The organism is Microbulbifer agarilyticus S89, assembly GCF_000220505.1.
Lineage (GTDB): Bacteria > Pseudomonadota > Gammaproteobacteria > Pseudomonadales > Cellvibrionaceae > Microbulbifer > Microbulbifer agarilyticus_B.
The window spans coordinates 1-18,840 of record NZ_AFPJ01000054.1 but is presented as its reverse complement, the minus strand read 5'-3'; the positions used below and the strand labels follow the sequence as shown (position 1 = coordinate 18,840).

Genomic DNA, 18,840 nt, shown 5'->3' with positions numbered 1-18,840 from the left:
CACAGTAGATGCGGCTCAAATTCACCAAAATGCACGGCCTCGGCAATGACTTTGTCATGGTCGACGGCATCACCCAACGGGTGAAGCTGTCGCCGGAAAAAGTCCGCCAGATCGCTGACCGGCACACCGGTATCGGCTGCGATCAGCTGTTGCTGGTGGAAGCACCGCGCAATCCGGATGTGGATTTCCGCTATCGCATCTATAACGCCGATGGCAGCGAGGTCGAAAACTGTGGCAATGGCGCGCGCTGCTTTGCCCGCTTCGTGCGCGACCGTCGCCTGACCAGCAAGGAACACATTCTGGTGGAAACCGCCGCTGGCATCCTCGAGCTCAAGGTGCAGGAAAAGGACCAGGTGAGCGTCGATATGGGCGCGCCGGTGCTGGAGCCATCTGCGGTACCGTTCCAGGCGGACATTCAGGCCGAGTCCTACCCGCTGGACGTAAATGGCGAGACCTACAACGTCGGCGCGGTTTCCATGGGCAATCCCCACGCGGTACTGCTGGTGGATGACGTCAGCAAAGCGCCGGTGGACAGCCTCGGGGCCGCCATCGAAAGCCACCCGCGCTTCCCCGCCCGCGTCAATGTGGGCTTTCTGCAGATTGAAGAGCGCGGTAAAGCGCGCCTGCGGGTGTTCGAGCGGGGCGTCGGTGAGACCCGTGCCTGCGGCACCGGTGCCTGTGCCGCGATGGTATCTGCACGGCTACGCGGGCTGGTAGATGACGAAGTGCAGATCGCCCTACCGGGCGGCACCCTGACGATTCACTGGCCGGGGCCCGGTGAGCCGGTTACCATGACCGGACCCACTGCCTCCGTGTACCACGGTCAGATTGTTCTCTGAGCCACCGCAGCGCAGTGACTGCGATTCCGACAAAACATAACGAACCCGAACATGACCGATCATAGCGACGCCCCCCTGCTCGATAGCCAAGTTGAAGCCAACCTGGACAAACAGGAAATGGCCGACAGCGAAAACCAGCGCAACAAAAAGCTGCTGTCGCGGCAGGTGGCCCGCTACCTGATCCAGAACCCGACGTTTTTTGCCGAAAATATGGAATTGCTGGAAACCATCCAGCTGCCGAAAGAATCGGGTAAGACCGTGTCGCTGATGACACACCAGACCAACCTGCTGCGCGAACGCAATATCGAGATGCGCCAGCGACTCGACCAGCTGCTGCAGGCCGCGCGAGACAACGACCAGCTGTTTATGCACAGCCGCCAACTGGTGTTGGCACTGCTGGAAGCGCGCACCCTGGGCGAAGCCGGCGACGCGCTGCTGCGCAGCTTTGCCGATGACTTCAAGGTAGAAACCACCTCACTGACGGTATTTGGCCCCCTGCCCGGTTCCGGCAAGCAACTGGGTCAGGTGCGCACCAGCAGTCGCGTCAGCGCAGAGAATGCCATCGGCTCCATTCTGCGCAATGGTCGCACCGTGTGCGGCACCCTACGCCCTTCGGAAACCACCTACCTGTTCGGCGACGAGTCCGACAAGGTAGCGTCGGCGGCGGTGGTACCGCTGGCGGGCCAGCTGGGCATCCTGGCGGTGGGCTCCAGCGACCCCAATCACTACCGTTCCAGCCTGGGTACCCTGTTCCTGTCGTATATCGGTGAGGTGCTCGAGCGGCGGCTGCCGGACTTGCTGGCGCAGAGCTAACGCTAAAAAAGTGTGCGGTGGGTGAACCGGAAAACTGGACCCCGGCACGGGCCGGGGTGACGCAGTCAATCTTTGGGTGAGCCCCGTCAATCTATCGTCTTGCCGGCCAGGCCAGCATCCAGTATTTCCTGTTCCAGTGCGCTTAGATGGGCCGACTGCCATACTTCGGCTGCGGCTTACGCGGAGGGTCTGCAGTTACATCTGGCGCCACTTCATCGATGGCGCCGCCTCTGGCGAGAAAGGCCTCGACCTCGGCACTCAGTTGACTGCGGGCCCGCTGGCGGGAGGAAAGCGTGCGCTCCTCGGCAAAATCCTCATTGTCTTTCGCTCGAGCGCTGGACTGGTCGTCTTTCATGTCAATTACCCTGTAACTTGATACCCCTGTTACAGAGGGAATACCCCTGCTGCCGCAGCCAACCTCCGACCAATGTCTGCACTTGTCGGTTGCTTTACCTTTTCACACCACGACAAGAAACTCTCGCGAAGCAAAACAGCAAATAAAACTCGCCAAGCAGAAGATTACCTGCGGCGAAATATTTATAGGCAGTGTCCAAGCAGCCTGCCAGAAAAGGTTCCCTTTTCCGGTAGAGTTTTTTTGTGCGATTTTTGCCCGATTTATTGCTGTTGGTTATGCTTTTTTTCGCGCCACAATTACGACGTCACGCACCGCGGTAAAATGTTTTGGCCGCCGTGCAACAGGCGTCTATGCCACATTTCTTTCGCGCACAAAAAAGCCCCGCAGAGCGGGGCTCATAAAACACTGTGTCCGATTCTTTGATCAGACCGCTTCGCTGCCGGTTTCGCCGGTACGAATACGGATTACTTCTTCGAGCGCAGTGATAAAGATTTTGCCGTCACCGATTTTGCCGGTTTGCGCTGCCTTGGTAATGGCTTCAACAGCGCTATCTACCATGTCGTCGCCAACCGCCAGCTCCAGCTTTACCTTGGGCAGGAAATCTACGACATATTCAGCGCCACGGTAGAGCTCGGTGTGGCCTTTCTGACGGCCAAAGCCCTTCACCTCGGTCACGGTCATGCCCTGCACGCCCACTTCAGACAGCGCGGTACGCACGTCGTCCAGTTTGAATGGCTTTACAACAGCCGTAATCAATTTCATGACTTATCCCCTAATTATGTTTCTTGCGGGTACCGGCCCGAAAACCGGTACCGGAAGATTCCTAGCTGCCGCCGGTATTGGGGTTCCAAGTACCGGCGGACTTCTCTATGAGCAATTACTTGCTCGTAAATTCCGGATAAGCTTCCATTCCGCACTCGGCCAAGTCAACACCTTGTTGCTCTTCTTCTTCGGTCACTCGGATACCGGTGATGAGCTTCAGGGCGTACCAGACTACGAAGGAGGCAGAGAATACCCAGCCAAAGATGGTGGCAGCACCGATCAGCTGACCGCTGAAGGAAGAACCATCGTTGGTAACCGGTACCAGCAGCAGGCCCAGCAGACCAACAACACCGTGCACGGAGATGGCGCCAACAGGATCGTCGATGCGCAGCTTGTCCAGGGTGATGATGGAGAAGACTACCAGGATGCCACCCAGCGCGCCGAACAGGGTCGCCTGCAGAGGAGTCGGGGTAGAAGGCTCAGCGGTGATCGCTACCAGGCCAGCCAGTGCGCCATTCAGCAGCATGGTTAGGTCGGCTTTGCCGAACAGGATGCGACCAGTAATCAGCGCGGCAACCGCACCACCCGCAGCAGCGGCGTTGGTGTTCAGGAATACCAAAGCAACAGAGTGCGCGCTTGCCGCATCGCCCAGCTTCAGTACGGAACCGCCGTTGAAACCGAACCAGCCCATCCACAGGATGAAGGTACCCAGGGTTGCCAGCGGCAGGTTGGCGCCAGGAATCGCGTAGATTTCACCGTTCTTGCCGTATTTGCCTTTACGAGCACCCAGCAGCAGTACGCCAGCCAGTGCAGCAGCGGCACCCGCCATGTGTACGATGCCGGAACCGGCGAAGTCGGAGAAGCCCAGGTCGCCCAGGTTGTACAGGCCGAATACTTCACCACCGCCCCAGGTCCAGTAACCTTCCAGCGGGTAGATGAAACCTGTCAGCGCAACCGCGAAGATCAGGAAGCTCCACAGCTTCATGCGCTCGGCAACCGCACCAGATACGATGGACATTGCAGTAGCAACGAACACGACCTGGAAGAAGAAGTCGGAAGCACCCGAGTACACGGAATCACCGTCGAAACCGTTCTCAGCAGATGATGCGAGTACTTCGTCGAGGCTGAAGGCCTCAATGCCGTTCAGCAACCAGCCGCCATCGTACATGATCGCGTAACCGCTGATCAGGTACATGGTGCACGCAATCGCGAATAGCGCTACGTTTTTGGTAAGAATCTCGGTGGTGTTCTTAGAACGCACCAGGCCTGCTTCCAGCATGGCAAAGCCCGCTGCCATCCACATAACCAGTGCACCACACACGAGGAAATAAAATGTATCAATTGCGTACTGCAACTGAAAAATTTGATTTTCCATTTTTCGCTCCGTTTAACCCAAACTAGTCCGGGTTACCCCGGCAGTTGTTGTCTATTGATCAAAGAATCGTTTTGGCAATCTGTTCTATTAATTAGATCGCTTCGGCACCGGACTCACCGGTACGAATGCGGATTGCCTGCTCGAGGTTTGCAACAAAGATCTTGCCATCGCCGATCTTGCCGCTTTGCGCTGCCTTGCCAATTGCTTCCAGCACGGCATCCACCTGGCTGTCTTCAACGGCAATTTGCAACATGGTTTTGGGCAGAAAGTCCACTACGTACTCAGCACCACGATAGAGTTCGGTATGTCCTTTCTGCCGCCCAAAACCTTTTACTTCACTCACGGTAATGCCACTTACACCGGCTTCTGCCAGGGAATCGCGCACTGCGTCGAGCTTGAAAGGTTTAATAATTGCGGTTACCAGTTTCATGGTCTCCCCCCTAAATAAGTAAGCCCACTCAGTGAGCGGGCTCATTTTTTGCTGTTACCAGCTGTAAGAAGCACCAGCCAGAACGGTCGGCTCGCACCAGTCAGTGAAGAAGCACTCCTGGTCGCTTACGTCGGTACCAACCAGGGAAGCACTCAGGGCCAGGCCACCGAACTCTTTACCCACAGATACGGAGTAATCGATGTAAGAATCGGAACCGTTCAGGAAGATTTCTTCGTCAAACAGGTTCAGGCCAGCGCTCAGGTCCAGAGAAATGTCGTTGGCCAAGCTGAAGGAGTAACCGGCGCTCAGGTAGTAGAACTCACCACTCTGCAGCCAGTAATCGTCGGAGTACGCAAAGCCAAAGGAAGCATCACCCAGGCTCAGGCTACCGTAGATTTCCTGATAGTCTTCGTCCTGATCGCTGCCGTGGTAGGCGTAGTAGATGTAGCCAACGTCATAGCCAACACCGCCAGCAGTTTCGCCGGCATAGCCGCCGTAGAAATCCTGCTCGAAATCGGTTTCGTCAGTGCCGTACGCGAAATCCACCTGGGAGGCCCAGGTACCTGCGTAAAAGCCGTTACCCAGGTCCAGGTCTACACCACCCTGCACAGCCGGGTTGCTGTCGGTCTGGGAAATGCCGCGGAAACGGTAGTCAGTAACAACACCAACATTGGCGCTGAGACTGGGGCCAGATTCTTCGGCGGTAGCGGCGCTAGAGATGGCCATGGCCAGGACGCTACCGGATACGATCGCTGCAACTTTTTTATTGAATCCCACTTTTAGGTTCTCCTAGATCTCTGTGTGAAATATTGTTTGTATTTTTATTATTCAGCGGCGCTGACTACGTCGGGGAGACGACACTCACCGCTCTCGCCCGGGTGCTTCACTCGAAGACCTGTTCCCTGCCTTCGTTACCAGGGCGATTCGCGGAGACTACTTGCAGAGTTAGTGCCAACTTTTAAAAGCCCATACAAATCAACAAGTTAGACCGACATTCAAACCTGTTTCACAGAAATCACCGGGACCACCTCACGCGGCTGCGCAAAAATAGTGCGCACCAAAATGGAACCTGCACCCAAAGTGGGCACCGATCTGTGCCGGCGTGCCGGTGTGTGACCTAAATAAGAGCAGCGCCTGATTGCCTTGGTGGGAAATCCGGGCTGCTGTACTATTTGCAGCTACGAATATCGAGTTTTGTAGTGGAGAATTGCGCTTGGCCGCGGAAAAATTGCAACAGTTACTCAATGAGCTGCAACAACAAGGGGCAGTGATCAGCAACGATTTGAAGGATGCGCTGGCGGTAGCGCTGGGCAAACTCCCGCTGGTAAGCCAGCAGGAGTTCGATATCCAGGCCGCCAAGCTGGCGCGTGCAGAAGACAAGCTCGCGCAACTTGAGCAGCAGATCGTTGCGCTGGAAGAACAATTGGCGCAACAGCGGTAAGGTCCGCAGTAACTGCCACACCCGGTTACTCAGAAAAGCTGCGGGTTAATTTAGCTCGCAGCCGCTCGCAATGAGCAAAATATTTCACGGAAGACATTTTTTCAGGACGAAAAGTGAGCCTATCCATTACCTATGCCCGTGCCCAACTGGGGGTCGCGGCGCCACTGGTCACCGTAGAAACCCATCTCGCCAACGGTTTGCCCGCATTCAATATTGTCGGGCTGCCAGAAGCCGCCGTGCGCGAGAGCCGCGATCGCGTGCGCAGCGCCATTATCAACAGCCATTTTGAGTTTCCCCAGCGGCGCATCACCGTGAACCTGGCTCCCGCCGATTTGCCCAAGGCCGGCGGTCGCTACGACCTGGCGATTGCGCTGGGTGTCCTGGCGGCCTCCGGCCAGATACCCGGGGAAATCCTGGCGCAGTTTGAATTTATCGGCGAGCTGGCCCTGTCTGGCAGCCTGCGCCCGGTGCCCGGGGGGCTGCCGGCGGCCATGGCCTGCGGCGATAGCGGTCGCACACTGGTGATTTCGGCAGAGTCGGCAGCGGAAGCGGCGCTGATCAAAACCCCGGTCAAATCTGCCACCAGCCTGCTGCAGGTCTGTGCACAACTGCACGGGCGCGAGCCCTTACCCGATGCCGTTGTCGATGACGCCATCGACGAAGCACTATATGCAGACCTCGCCGACGTGCGCGGGCAGCTGAAGGCGCGACGAGCGCTGGAGGTAGCCGCTGCGGGGTCGCACAACCTGTTGTTTTATGGCCCCCCGGGCACCGGCAAAACCATGCTAGCCAGCCGCCTGCCGGGAATACTGCCGCCGCTGACCGAGCGCGAACGCATCGAGGTAGCCGCGCTCTACTCAAGTGCGGGACTCGTGCGCGAGCAACAAAGGCCCTTCCGCGCACCACATCATTCCGCTTCACCTACCGCACTGGTGGGCGGTGGCAGCAACCCGCGCCCAGGGGAAATCAGCCTCGCCCACCGCGGCGTACTGTTTCTCGATGAGATGCCGGAATTTCCGCGCTCGGCGCTGGAAATACTGCGCGAGCCATTGGAAAACGGCGAAGTGCGTATTTCCCGCGCCCGCGCCCAGGTCACCTTCCCCGCTCAATTCCAGCTGGTTGCGGCAATGAACCCCTGCCCCTGTGGCTATCTGGGAGAATCCCGCTGCCGCTGCACGCCGGACCAGATCGACCGCTACCGCAACAAACTCTCCGGCCCGCTACTGGACCGCATCGATATGCAGGTAGAAGTCGCCAGCATGAGCGCGGCCCAGTTGCAGGATTCCCTCACCGGAGAATCCTCAACAGTGGTGCGGGAACGGGTGCGCAGCGCACGCCAGGCACAATTGCAAAGGCAAGGGAAGATCAACGGCGAGCTGCAGGGCAGTGAACTGGATGAATACTGTCGTTTGGGGAAAGCCGAGAGTGCACTGTTGCGCGCCTCGGTAGAAAAGCTGGGGTTGTCGGCGCGCAGTTACCACCGGGTACTGCGAGTGGCACGCACCCTGGCGGACCTGAGTGGAGAGGAGCATATCGGCACGGCACATCTCGCTGAGGCGTTGGCCTATCGCAACCTGGACCGCAAAACCGTCTCGCCCGCCTGAGGATCCAGGCTATTTCCCGCTAGAGTAAAAAGTGACTCGGAAAAACGCGCTTCCTGAAAAAACCTGCCCGGTTTGCGGGCGCCCCTTTACCTGGCGGCGGAAATGGAAGCGCTGCTGGCACGAAGTGCGTTACTGTAGCGAACGCTGCCGACGACAGCGCCACCGAGTTTCAACGAAAAGCAGAAACGAAAACTAGCGGCGGAGGCTAAATGAAACTGGTCTGGTTTCTCCATAATTTGCGCAGCCATGACAATCAAGCGCTGACTCAAGCCTGTGCATCGGCAAACGGGGATACGCCGGTCATTGCTCTCTACTGTTTTGATCCGCAATTTTTCAGCACCGATCCGTTCGGGTTTCCCCGCACCGGTAAATTTCGCGCGCAGTTTCTCCTGCAGAGCCTGGAAGATTTGAAACAGCAGTTAGCCGACCTGAATATACCCCTGCTAATTCGTCAGGGTGCGCCGGCACAGGTGATTCCAGAACTGGTCACCGAGCACGCGGTAACCGAGCTGTTTTTGCAACGGGAGTGGACCCGCGATGAGCGTACCGTGCTGACGTCGCTGCAAGCGGCACCGGCCATGGACGCAGTGCACATCCACACCGATTACGACCAGTTTCTCATCCACCCCGATGATCTACCGTTTGCAGAGGTCGCAGAATTACCGGAAGTGTTCACCCAGTTCCGCAAAGTAATCGAGCAACAATTACCAATACGCTCGCCATTGCCCACCCCCTCGCCACGTGCAGCAAAGAATCTCACCGCCGCCGGTGGCAGTTCGTCAATACCATCCATCGAAGGACTTGGGCTGGAACAACCCAAAGCGGATCCACGCAGTGCTTTCCCCTTTAGCGGCGGTAGTTCCGCGGGCAAGCAACGTATCGAGGAATACTTCTGGAACAGCGAAAACATTACTCGCTACAAACAAACCCGCAACGGATTAATCGGCACCGAGTACAGCAGCAAGCTCTCCGCCTGGCTGGCCAATGGCAGCCTGTCGGCACGGGAAGTGTATGCCGAATTGAAACGTTTCGAGCGCGAGGTAACGGCCAACGAGGATACCTACTGGCTGCAGTTTGAACTGCTGTGGCGCGACTACTTCAAATACATATCGCTCAAGCACGGCGATCGTCTGTTTGCCCTGAGCGGTATTCGCGCGCGGAAGTACACGTGGCAGCTTGATCCAGAAAAACTCGCAGCATGGATAGACGGGCGCACACCCTACGACTTCGTCAACGCCAATATGCGCGAATTCGCCGCTACCGGCTGGATGAGCAATCGCGGACGGCAGAATGTAGCGAGCTACTGGGCGAAGGAATTACAGCAGGACTGGCGCGCCGGCGCCGCCTGGTTTGAAAGCCAGCTTATCGACTATGACGTGCACAGTAACTATGGCAACTGGATGTACAACAGCGGCGTTGGAAATGATCCGCGTGATCGCCGATTTAATATCGAGCGACAGGCGGAAAATTACGATCCGCATAAACAGTATCGCAGGTTATGGCTAGGTAATTAGCTGAAATTAAGCACGCACAACGATCACACAGACCTCGATAGCCGGTACAACACATGCTCCTGCATCGGGTGCCCGGCGGGTAATCCCGGATGCAAAAAGTTAGCTTCCCGCACCATGCTCAGCTTTTCCATCACCGCGCGCGAACGCAGGTTGCCAACTACGGCAAACGAGACAATTTCCTCAAGCCCTAACCGGGCAAATCCATAAGCGAGACTCGCACGCGCGGCCTCGGTAGCGTAACCCTTGCCCCAGGCTGCGGGTGCCAGGCGCCAGCCAATCTCCACCGCAGGTGCAAACGGCATATCGTCGGTAACATTTTTGATGCCGACAAAGCCAATAAATCGCTTGTCCGCCAGAGTCTCTACCGCCCAGAAACCCCACCCGTGCTTGTCGATATGCGCAATCTGGCGATCGACGCCGGCATCACTCTCTTCACGACCTAGCAGCTTGGGGAAATGTTCCATCACCACCGGGTCAGCGTTCATTGCGGCAAACGGTGCCCGGTCGCTGTCGCACCACTGGCGGAGTTGCAGACGCTCCGTTTTAGGTTGTGCAATCTCCACAGTCATTGTTATTTCCCACTGCGACGACACTGCACCAACCAGCGATCCAGCTGATCGGCAAACGCCTTGCGCTCCTGTTGCCCGAGTGGCGGCGGCCCTCCGGTATGCACGCCACTGGAGCGCAAGGTCTCCATAAAATCGCGCATATTCAGGCGCGCGCGGATATTGGCTTTGGAATATTTTTCACCGCGCGGATTCAGCGCGGTGGCACCCTTGTCGATCACTTCCGACGCCAGCGGGATATCCGCCGTAATAATCAGGTCCCCCTCCTCACAGCGCTGCACGATTTCGTTATCGGCCACGTCAAAGCCTGAGGTTACCTGCACCGCACGGATGTATTGGGAGGGCGGCACGCGCACATACTGGTTGGCCACCAGAGTCAGCTCCGTCTCGGTGCGCTCGGCGGCGCGAAACAGGATTTCTTTGATAACGGTGGGACAGGCATCGGCGTCCACCCAGATCTTCGGCATTAATTGGACTCTCTCGATTGTGAGGGCGGTTGTTCATCCAAGGGGGCACCTTCGTCGCACTTTTTGCACTGGAGCTTGAACCCCAGCATCTTGGCCCGGCCCTCCGGGGTAGTGACCCACGGCCGATTCTGCCACGGCGGGTCGTGACGTACATGCTGGTTGTGGCCACAGGCCAGCTGCGCCACCCAGTGGCCCTCGTCATCGCGATGGTAGCCGGTTATCGGCTGCTGCATAGCGCTCCCTCTTGCTGCTCAACCCCACCTGGCTTGGGCGCCCTTTATAGACAAAATCCTGTTGCAGGTAAAAGCGGCGGCCTGCTGGTCACAATAAAACCTCGCCACAGGCACAGCCAAGCCGCCCTTGCGCTGGTAAAATCGCCAGATTCTGTCGCCCAACCCAGCTGTATCTCGATCCTGTTTCGCTTATGACCAAGCTCAATCCACGCCAGGCGGAAGCCGTCAAATACATCGACGGCCCCTGTCTGGTACTGGCCGGTGCCGGCTCCGGCAAAACCAGTGTAATTACGCGAAAAATCGCCTATCTGATCGAACAATGCGGCTATCAGGCGCGAAACATCGCTGCACTCACGTTTACCAACAAGGCCGCGCGGGAGATGAAGGAGCGGGTCGGCAAGCTGGTCACCGGCCCCGATGGCAAGAAATCCAAGGCCTCCCACGGCCTGACCGTGTCCACTTTCCACAACCTGGGCCTGAACATCCTGCGCAAGGAATACCACGCCGCCGGCTTCAAGCCGGGCTTCTCCATCTTCGATGCCGAGGACGCCCGCGCCCTGATCAAGGAGCTGATGCTGCGCGATGGCGACCTGGATACCGACCTGCTCGACCGGGTACAGAACCAGATTTCCAACTGGAAGAACGACATGCTCACCCCGCGCAAGGCGCTGGAAATGGCCCAGAGCCCCGGTGAGCAGGCCATGGCGGTGGCCTACGGGCGCTATTGTGACGCCCTCAAGGCCTACAACTCCGTGGACTTTGACGACCTGATCATGATCCCGGTGGAGCTTTTCGACACCGACCCGGAGCTGCTGCAGCGCTGGCGCCGCAAGATCCGCTACCTGCTGGTGGACGAATACCAGGACACCAACAGCTCCCAGTACCTGCTGGTGAAAATGCTGGTGGGCAGCGGCGGCGGCCTCACCGTGGTAGGTGACGACGACCAGTCCATCTACGCCTGGCGCGGTGCGCGCCCGGAAAACATGAGCCAGCTAAAGCAGGACTATCCCAACCTGCGCCTAATCAAGCTGGAGCAGAACTACCGCTCCACCAGCCGCATCCTCAAGGTGGCCAACCACCTGATCGCGCACAACCCGCACGAATTCGACAAGGCGCTGTGGTCCGACCGCGGCCTCGGTGACGAAATCCGCGTGCTCAAGGTGGCTAATGAGAACGAAGAAGCCGAGCGCGTCGCCAACGAGATCTTCCTGCAGAAGGCCCGCCGCGGCTGCAAGTTTATGGACTTTGCCGTGCTCTACCGCGGCAATCACCAGGCGCGCCTGATCGAGATGAAGCTGCAGGAAAACCAGATTCCCTACCAGCTCTCCGGCGGCACGAGCTTTTTTGCCCGCGCCGAGATCAAGGACGTGATGTCTTACCTGCGCCTGCTGGTCAACCCGGACGACGACAACGCCTTCCTGCGCATCATTAATACCCCGCGCCGGCAGATCGGTACCAGTAGCCTGGAGGCTCTGGGCAACTACGCCAAGGGGCGCGAGATCTCGATGCTGAGCGCGTGTAGCGAACTCGGCTTCAAGGAGCACATCACCGAGGCGGGCTACGAACGCCTGAATCGCTTCGCGCATTGGCTCGAAGGTGTTGCGCGCAATTGTCGCGACAACAGCCCGGAGTCGGCACTGCGCGAGATGCTGGACGATATCGACTACGCCGGCTGGCTGTCGCAGAACGCCAGTAGCGAAAAGGTGGCCGAAAAGCGCATGGAGAATGTGTACTGGCTGCTCGACTCGCTGATGAAAACCATGGACGGCACCGACGACGAACTGGAGCAGGACGTGCGCCTGGAGCAGGCCATCTCCAAGCTGATTTTGCGCGACATGCTCGACCGCCAAGAAGAGGAAGAGGCCACCGACAAGGTCAGCCTGATGACCCTGCACGCGTCCAAGGGTCTGGAATACCCGCACGTATTTATGATCGGTATGGAAGAAAACCTGTTGCCGCACCGCAACAGCATTGAAGATGATAATATCGAGGAAGAGCGCCGCCTCACCTACGTGGGTATCACCCGTGCACAGAAAACCCTGACTATGACCCTGGCCGGCAAGCGCAAAATGTTTGGGGAAAATCAGGACACCACGCCGAGCCGCTTCCTCGAGGAGCTGCCCGAAGAGGACTGTATCTTCGAGGGCTTTGGCAAGGCGTCGCCGGAGCAGAATCAAGCCAAGGGTAACGAGACTTTGGGATCGTTGCTCAGTATGTTTGACTGAGTTCTCCCCACAAGCAGACCAACAAAAATAAAAAGGAATTCGAAAAATGAAATGGAACTTCACCGCGGCAATCGAGCGTACCGTCCTCATCTGCTTTCTTTGCCTCAGCGCAATCTCATCCGTAGCCCATGCGCAGGTTCCCCACGTTGAAGGTCAGCTCAACGTCTCTGTTCAGCAGGGCACCATCGATGCGGAAATCACCATCAGTAATCTGCCGCGGGAGCAGGACCACCTGTTGATGCTGAATGCGGGCCTGAATATCCAGCACATCCGCAGTGCCGACGGCGAAACGAATTACTATTACGGTCTCGCGGATAGCCCCACCGCGCTATCCGAAGCCCGCGCTTACAGCATTTTCGACTACACCGGCAAAGCGGACTTCGCGCCAACCCCGCTAATCTGGAAATACACCGGGAAATTCCCAGTAATTAGCGATATGGCGGACGCACGACGCAAAGACTGGAAGGGCAACGTCGCGTTTAATGGCAAAACCCTGCGCGCGGATGGAATGCAAAGTGCGTGGTTCCCGCAGTTTTATAACAAGAAAACTGACCATCGTTTATATGAGGTCACTTACGATATCCAGCTGCGCTGCAGTGACTGCAAAGCTTTGTATATCAATGGCAACAAGCCGGTAAAGGGACAAGCAGCCCGGCTCGTATCCACTACTCCTGTGGAACCGCTGTTGTTTCTCGGTGATTTCAGCTTCTCACAGCACGGCAATCATCTGGTACTGGACAGTCCCAGTTCCGCAGCAGTTACCGAATGGGCACTCGTCGAGGTCCAATCCTATCAGGAAGAGATCAGCACCCTGATGGGCCATCCATTTGGCACCGACGGCCTAACGTTCCTATTTAGCACTCCACTTAGCCGTAACGATAGCTGGGGCTGGATGTCGGCGCCGACCATGGTGGAAGTCGCTCACGCGCCGAATACTTTCGATAGATTGCTCGCGGAAAATACCAACAAGCGCCTGGGCTCCGCGCTATTTGTTGCTCACGAGCTGGTGCACCTCTATGCCAACCAGTTCCGTCCGTTAAACTCAAAGCTGAGTTCAGCCCTGAGCGAGAGTATCGCGGAATATATCTCTTACGTAGTCGTGGCGAACAAGCTGGGGGAAGAAGCCGAGCGGAAAATTGCCGAGAGCAAGCTACGCCACATTCGCAACGCTCAGCCACAACCGCTATCTGAGATTTTCCGTACCTCTGATGAAGTACAGCTATTGGACCAGTTTCTGCGCTACGAGCTCATCAGCGGAATCTGGATCGAAATGGAGAAAGAACTCGGGCGCGATACATTGCTCGCCTGGGTGAATGCGCTGCTGACCGAGCCAACACAATACACCGACTACGCATTTATGCAGCGTACTCTGCGGCAAACCATCGGTGACGATGCCAGGGCCGACCAGATCATCACCAAGTACTTCGACACCACGGATTACCTGGCGGCCCATTGAGACGGATCCTGCAATAATCCGACTTAATCATGAAATTGCCGCCTCTGCGAAGGGTGGGCCATAGCACAATCGCCGCATCTTCTATATTTGGGCAGTTGATCCAATCGGAGCACCCTGCCCATGCGCCTCCAGTTCACCCTGCCCGCATCACTCTGCGTCCTCCTGCTTGCCGCCCTTTTTAGCCCAATGGCGCTGGCGCAGGGGGCGAAGCTCGAGCCGGCACCGAAAGACCGTGTTTATTCACCCTACCCCGCAGAGAATTTTCCGCGCCGGGTCTATTTTGGTGACACCCACCTGCATACCAGCTACTCCACCGATGCCGGCATGGCCGGGCAGGAAAAGGTCGGCCCGGAAGAGGCCTACCGGTTTGCCAAAGGTGCGGTAGTGGAGTCGCAAACCGGGCAAAAGGCGCGTCTACGCGCGCCGCTGGATTTCCTGGTGGTCGCCGATCACGCCGAGCTTCTAGGCCTGGCTCCGTTTATCCGCAAGTCGGACCCGTCCGTGTTGAATGATCCACTGGGCAAGAAATGGCACGACATGGTCAAGGCCGGCAAAGGCTACGACGCCTTTATCGAGTGGCTGAATTTCGGTTCCGAGAGGCCTTTCGACAGCCCAGAGATGACCAAGTCGGCGTGGGGCGAAATTGTGGATGCCGCAGAAAAACATAATCAACCGGGCGCATTTACCGCATTTATCGGTTTCGAATGGACCTCACACCCGGAGGGCAACAATCTGCACCGGGTTGTGATCTTCCGCGACGACGGCGACAAGGCCAAGCAAGTGGTGCCGTTTTCCGCCTATGACTCGGAAGCACCGGAGGAGCTGTGGAAATATATGGACCGCTACGAGCAGACCACCGGCGGCCGTATGCTCGCCATTCCCCACAACGGCAATCTGAGTAACGGCCGCTTCTTCGAGAAGAAAAAATTCGACGGTTCCAAATGGGATCGCAACTATGTGGAAGCACGGGCCAAGCGCGAACCATTAGTAGAAATCACCCAGGCCAAGGGCACCGGCGAGACCCATCCGTATCTCTCGCCCAAAGATGAATTCGCCGATTTTGGTTTGCTGGACAAAACTAACCTGCAGGGTTCCGCACCCAAAACCAATGACATGCTGGAAAACGAGTATGCGCGGCAAGCATTAAAAGATGGCCTGGCACTGCAGGAAACCTATGGTACCAATCCATTCAAATTCGGCTTGATCGGCAGCACGGATAACCACACCGGCCTGGCAACTTCGGCAGAAAACAACTGGTTCGGCAAGGCACATCTTCTGGAGCCAAGCCCGGAGCGCTACAAAGATGTGCTGATTAAATCCCTGGTGGACCCGAGTCTGAATATTTCTGCCGTGGACTTGCAGGCATCGGGACTGGTGGCGGTATGGGCCAACGAGAACACACGCCCCGCCCTGTTTGATGCCATGGAGCGCAAAGAGGCCTACGGCACCAGCGGTACCCGCCTGCAGGTACGCGTATTTGGCGGCTGGGATTTTTCCGAAGGCGATCTCGCCAGCTCGGAATTTGCAAAAATCGGTTACGACAAGGGCGTGCCCATGGGTGGTGACCTGAACCGCGCACCGGGCGGCAAGGCACCGACCTTCCTTGTGCGCGCCATGCGTGAAGTGGAGGGCGGCAACCTGGATCGCATCCAGGTGGTAAAAGGCTGGCTCGACAAGGATGGCATAACCCATGAGCGCATTTACGACGTCGCCGTTTCGGGTGATCGAAAAATTGATAGCGACGGACGCTGCAAGACAGCGGTAGGCAATACCGTGAATGAAGCCGATGCGAGTTTTACCAATACGATTGGTGCGCCCTTTTTACAGGCCTACTGGAAAGACCCGGATTTTGATCCGGAAGAAAAAGCGTTTTATTACATCCGCGTACTGGAAATCCCCACACCCACCTGGCTGGCCCACGACGCAAAGTACTACGGCCTGAAAATGCCCAAGGGCACGCGCCTGTCTTCGCAGGAACGCGCCTACACCTCGCCCATCTGGTACAACCCGAGTTAGCGCCCCACAAAAAATACATTCCAGAGGCATCCCATGATCAAAAAAATAATCCAAGAGCCACTGCTGCATTTCGCTGTTATCGGTGGGCTTATGTTCGCGCTCTATGCGATGGCACCGAGCGATACGGACATGGGGGAAAAGCAGATCGCGGTCTCCGCCCAGGACATTGAGCGGCATGTGGCACTATTCGAGCGCAAATGGCAGCGGCTACCCACCGCCAAGGAACTCTCCGCGCTGTTGGAGAATGATATTCGCGAAGAGATCTTCTACCGGGAGGCGCTGGCACTCGGGCTGGACCGCGATGACGCACTGGTGCGACGCCGGCTCGCGCAGAAAATGGAATTCATTTCCGCCGATATCGCGCAGATGCGCCAGCCCACTGAGCAAGACCTGCAAGACTATCTGGATAGCAACCCCGGCGCATTTGCTGCACAGGCACGCTATAGCTTTGATCAGGTGTATCTGGATCCGGCCCGGCGCTACAGCAGTGCGGATGTAATGGCACTACTCGAGCAGTTGCGTGCGCCAGCACCGCCGGACCACCGCCAGCTCAGCGACCCGATCATGCTCCCGGCGCAGCTCGTAAATAGCGACACTCACACAATAGGCCGCACCTTCGGCGAAGGTTTTGCCGCTGCGCTGGCAAATGCACCCACCGGCCGGTGGCACGGTCCCATCCAGTCCAGCTATGGCATGCATCTGGTGCGGATTGCCAGCCACCAGCCAGGCCGCGATGCCAAGCTGGCCGAGGTACGCGATGCGGTGGAAGGGGCCTGGCGACAGGCAGAGCGCAAGCAGGCACAAGCGACTCTCTACCATTCACTGCGAGCGCAGTATCAGGTGTTGATACCGGAGGCGGCGCATCACTTGCTGGCACCGGTGAAGGTTGAGGTCGCGGCCGAATGAGACGGGTATTGCTACTACTGGGATTGGGAACCCTAGTGTCGCTCGCGCTTGTGGCCAGCCCGCCAGGCCATGCCCACGAAATAAAGCCCGCGTATCTGGAACTCACAGAAGCCAGTAACGATATATGGGAGGTGCTGTGGAAAATGCCCATTAAGGGCGGCATCCCCGCCCCCATGGAGCCTACCTTGCCGACAAACTGCCGTGAACAGGGCGAGCGGGTTAGCTTTGAAGTCGCGGGTGCGCGCGTGTACCGCTGGCGACTGGCCTGCGCCGGCGGTATCGACGGCCTGCCAGTTGCCATCGCTGGCCTGCAGCACTCGATGACCGATGCCCTAGTGCGGATTGCCGGAATCGACCGACCAGTGCAGACCGTCAGGCTGACGCCCCGGCAAAACAGCACCCTTGTCGACGTCACACCCGGTGCCGGAGCCATTGCCTGGAGCTATTTCAGCCTCGGCGTCGAGCATATATTGCTGGGCATCGATCACCTGCTGTTCGTGTTCGCATTACTACTGATCGTGATTGGCTGGCGCCGGCTGCTGGCCACCATCACCGCATTCACCGTGGCCCACAGCATCACCCTCAGCGTCGCGTCGCTGGGTCTGGTGCAGGTACCACAGGCGCCGGTAGAGGCGGTGATCGCCCTCAGCATTCTGCTGCTGGCCGCAGAAATCGTGCGCACCCAATTCGGACGGCCCGGTCAGACCCATCGCAGCCCATGGCTTGTGGCATTTGGCTTTGGCCTACTGCACGGCTTTGGCTTTGCCGGCGCTTTGACGGAAATCGGGTTGCCGGCGACGGATATCCCGCTCGCGCTGCTGTCGTTCAATGCCGGCGTGGAGATCGGCCAGCTGCTGTTCGTGGTCGGGGTGGTCTGCGTTGGTTATCTGGCGATCGGAGTCGCGCAGCGTTATCGACAACTGGTACGGCTGGCCGCCGCCTACAGTATCGGCAGCGTCGCCATGTTCTGGACCATCGAGCGCGTAAGCGCGTTTTACCTATGACCTGGGCAACAAAAAAGGCCGCTCAATGAGCGGCCTTTTTACTGGATCGGTAAGCGAATAGCTTACTTGCTGGCATCTACCATGTGGTCGACAGCTGCCTTGATCTCATCGTCGGAACAGGTCATACACAGGCCTTTCGCCGGCATCGCACCGATACCCTTGATGGCGTTGGTGTACAGCGTGTCCATGCCCTTGGAGATACGTGGGGCCCAGGCTGCGGCGTCCGCAAACTTGGGAGCACCCGCAGCGCCGGTCATGTGGCAGGCTGCGCAGTGGGCACCATAGACATCACTGCCACTGCGGGCACCACCGGTGGATGCACTGGCCGCAGGCGCTGCCGCCGCGCACTCATCACCCTGCATACAGGTCTTGCCGGCAGGCGCCAGGCGCTCGGCAATCTCTTCATCAACAGACTGGGTCTGGGCTACCGCTACTGCTGCGCCCGCCGCTACGGCCAGGGCCGCTACAAAATTGAATACAACCTTCATCCATTCCCCCTAAAGGCCAGATACGGCCCGCAGATTCCGGCGCGATCGCCACAAACCTCTACCAAATTGCCGCGCATTATAAGCATTGCGCCGCCCGCTGCGAAGGGCCGTGAGCCATAAGTGGGCAAATCTCCCGGATTTCCTTTGCCCTGCCATAGCCCTTCTGTATAATCCGCGTCCGCGCCAGACAACGGTAAACCCTTGATTTGGCGCCGTTTTGACCACCAAGGTCACCCCAATCCGCCCGTAGCTCAGCTGGATAGAGCGTCGCCCTCCGGAGGCGAAGGTCAGAGGTTCGAATCCTCTCGGGCGGGCCATATATAAAAAAAGGCGCCACCGGTACGGC

Annotated in this window: 20 protein-coding genes and 1 tRNA gene; 12 read left to right on the top strand and 9 right to left on the bottom strand. The window is 57.9% G+C overall.

The window, feature by feature from the left end; genetic code table 11:
* Nucleotides 1-8 precede the first annotated feature (8 nt).
* Nucleotides 9-839 (top strand): diaminopimelate epimerase, encoded by an 831-nt coding sequence (gene dapF / locus AS89_RS0115885; RefSeq protein ID WP_010133731.1) that lies wholly within the window; start codon nt 9-11, stop codon nt 837-839.
* A gap of 51 nt (nt 840-890) precedes the next feature.
* A complete protein-coding gene (locus AS89_RS0115880; protein ID WP_010133729.1) occupies nt 891-1,652 on the top strand; it encodes a DUF484 family protein in 762 nt (253 codons plus the stop codon).
* A 142-nt stretch (nt 1,653-1,794) separates the two neighbouring features.
* Here AS89_RS0115880 and AS89_RS0115875 read toward each other — a convergent pair whose 3' ends face one another.
* The 5 genes from AS89_RS0115875 to AS89_RS0115855 all read right to left on the bottom strand — a co-directional run bounded on the left by AS89_RS0115875 (nt 1,795) and on the right by AS89_RS0115855 (nt 5,351).
* Nucleotides 1,795-2,007, bottom strand: a complete 213-nt coding sequence (locus AS89_RS0115875) for a hypothetical protein (RefSeq protein ID WP_010133728.1) — start codon at nt 2,005-2,007, stop codon at nt 1,795-1,797.
* A 423-nt stretch (nt 2,008-2,430) separates the two neighbouring features.
* A complete protein-coding gene (locus tag AS89_RS0115870; RefSeq protein WP_010133727.1) occupies nt 2,431-2,769 on the bottom strand; it encodes a P-II family nitrogen regulator in 339 nt (112 codons plus the stop codon).
* Nucleotides 2,770-2,884: 115 nt separating this feature from the next.
* The gene (locus tag AS89_RS0115865; RefSeq protein WP_010133726.1) at nt 2,885-4,144 is read right to left on the bottom strand and encodes an ammonium transporter; all 1,260 of its coding nucleotides are present in this window, start codon (nt 4,142-4,144) and stop codon (nt 2,885-2,887) included.
* A gap of 91 nt (nt 4,145-4,235) precedes the next feature.
* Complete coding sequence (locus AS89_RS0115860) at nt 4,236-4,574, bottom strand: P-II family nitrogen regulator (protein WP_010133725.1); 339 nt, start codon at nt 4,572-4,574, stop codon at nt 4,236-4,238.
* A gap of 54 nt (nt 4,575-4,628) precedes the next feature.
* On the bottom strand, nt 4,629-5,351 hold the full coding sequence (locus AS89_RS0115855) for a TorF family putative porin (protein WP_010133724.1): 723 nt from the start codon (nt 5,349-5,351) through the stop codon (nt 4,629-4,631).
* Between the two features lie 436 nt (nt 5,352-5,787).
* Between AS89_RS0115855 and AS89_RS0115845 the strand changes: the two genes are divergently transcribed.
* From AS89_RS0115845 to AS89_RS0115835, 4 genes are all read left to right on the top strand, one after another.
* Nucleotides 5,788-6,015 carry an accessory factor UbiK family protein gene (locus AS89_RS0115845; protein WP_010133723.1) on the top strand — a complete coding sequence of 76 codons (228 nt, stop codon included), beginning with the start codon at nt 5,788-5,790 and terminating at the stop codon, nt 6,013-6,015.
* A gap of 113 nt (nt 6,016-6,128) precedes the next feature.
* Nucleotides 6,129-7,619: a YifB family Mg chelatase-like AAA ATPase gene (locus AS89_RS0115840; RefSeq protein ID WP_010133722.1), complete on the top strand. Its 1,491-nt coding sequence runs from the start codon at nt 6,129-6,131 to the stop codon at nt 7,617-7,619.
* 31 nt (nt 7,620-7,650) lie between these two features.
* A complete protein-coding gene (locus tag AS89_RS18495; protein ID WP_010133718.1) occupies nt 7,651-7,815 on the top strand; it encodes a DUF2256 domain-containing protein in 165 nt (54 codons plus the stop codon).
* Between the two features lie 13 nt (nt 7,816-7,828).
* Nucleotides 7,829-9,133, top strand: a complete 1,305-nt coding sequence (locus AS89_RS0115835; protein WP_010133716.1) for a DASH family cryptochrome — start codon at nt 7,829-7,831, stop codon at nt 9,131-9,133.
* A gap of 23 nt (nt 9,134-9,156) precedes the next feature.
* Here AS89_RS0115835 and AS89_RS0115830 read toward each other — a convergent pair whose 3' ends face one another.
* The 3 genes from AS89_RS0115830 to AS89_RS0115820 are packed head-to-tail and all read right to left on the bottom strand — an operon-like array spanning nt 9,157 to nt 10,399.
* Nucleotides 9,157-9,702, bottom strand: coding sequence for a GNAT family N-acetyltransferase (locus AS89_RS0115830; RefSeq protein WP_010133714.1), 546 nt, complete (start codon nt 9,700-9,702; stop codon nt 9,157-9,159).
* A gap of 2 nt (nt 9,703-9,704) precedes the next feature.
* Nucleotides 9,705-10,166, bottom strand: coding sequence for a YaiI/YqxD family protein (locus AS89_RS0115825; protein WP_010133713.1), 462 nt, complete (start codon nt 10,164-10,166; stop codon nt 9,705-9,707).
* Nucleotides 10,166-10,399, bottom strand: coding sequence for a DUF3565 domain-containing protein (locus AS89_RS0115820; RefSeq protein WP_010133712.1), 234 nt, complete (start codon nt 10,397-10,399; stop codon nt 10,166-10,168). The genes AS89_RS0115825 and AS89_RS0115820 overlap by 1 nt, the downstream gene beginning before the upstream one ends.
* Before the next feature lie 191 nt (nt 10,400-10,590).
* Here AS89_RS0115820 and rep point away from each other — a divergent pair, with 191 nt between their 5' ends.
* From rep to AS89_RS0115795, 5 genes are all read left to right on the top strand, one after another.
* Complete coding sequence (gene rep, locus AS89_RS0115815) at nt 10,591-12,624, top strand: DNA helicase Rep (protein WP_010133711.1); 2,034 nt, start codon at nt 10,591-10,593, stop codon at nt 12,622-12,624.
* A 46-nt stretch (nt 12,625-12,670) separates the two neighbouring features.
* A complete protein-coding gene (locus AS89_RS0115810) occupies nt 12,671-14,080 on the top strand; it encodes a hypothetical protein (RefSeq protein ID WP_010133710.1) in 1,410 nt (469 codons plus the stop codon).
* 120 nt (nt 14,081-14,200) lie between these two features.
* Nucleotides 14,201-16,096 (top strand): DUF3604 domain-containing protein, encoded by a 1,896-nt coding sequence (locus AS89_RS0115805; RefSeq protein ID WP_010133709.1) that lies wholly within the window; start codon nt 14,201-14,203, stop codon nt 16,094-16,096.
* A 33-nt stretch (nt 16,097-16,129) separates the two neighbouring features.
* Entirely contained in the window at nt 16,130-17,002 is an 873-nt protein-coding gene (locus tag AS89_RS0115800) for a peptidyl-prolyl cis-trans isomerase (RefSeq protein ID WP_010133708.1), read from the top strand.
* A 35-nt stretch (nt 17,003-17,037) separates the two neighbouring features.
* A complete protein-coding gene (locus AS89_RS0115795; RefSeq protein ID WP_010133707.1) occupies nt 17,038-18,006 on the top strand; it encodes a HupE/UreJ family protein in 969 nt (322 codons plus the stop codon).
* A gap of 62 nt (nt 18,007-18,068) precedes the next feature.
* Here the strand turns inward: AS89_RS0115795 and AS89_RS0115790 are convergent, their stop codons facing one another.
* A complete protein-coding gene (locus AS89_RS0115790; RefSeq protein WP_010133706.1) occupies nt 18,069-18,494 on the bottom strand; it encodes a c-type cytochrome in 426 nt (141 codons plus the stop codon).
* A gap of 240 nt (nt 18,495-18,734) precedes the next feature.
* Between AS89_RS0115790 and AS89_RS0115785 the strand changes: the two genes are divergently transcribed.
* Nucleotides 18,735-18,811 (top strand) — tRNA-Arg (locus tag AS89_RS0115785).
* Nucleotides 18,812-18,840 lie beyond the last annotated feature (29 nt).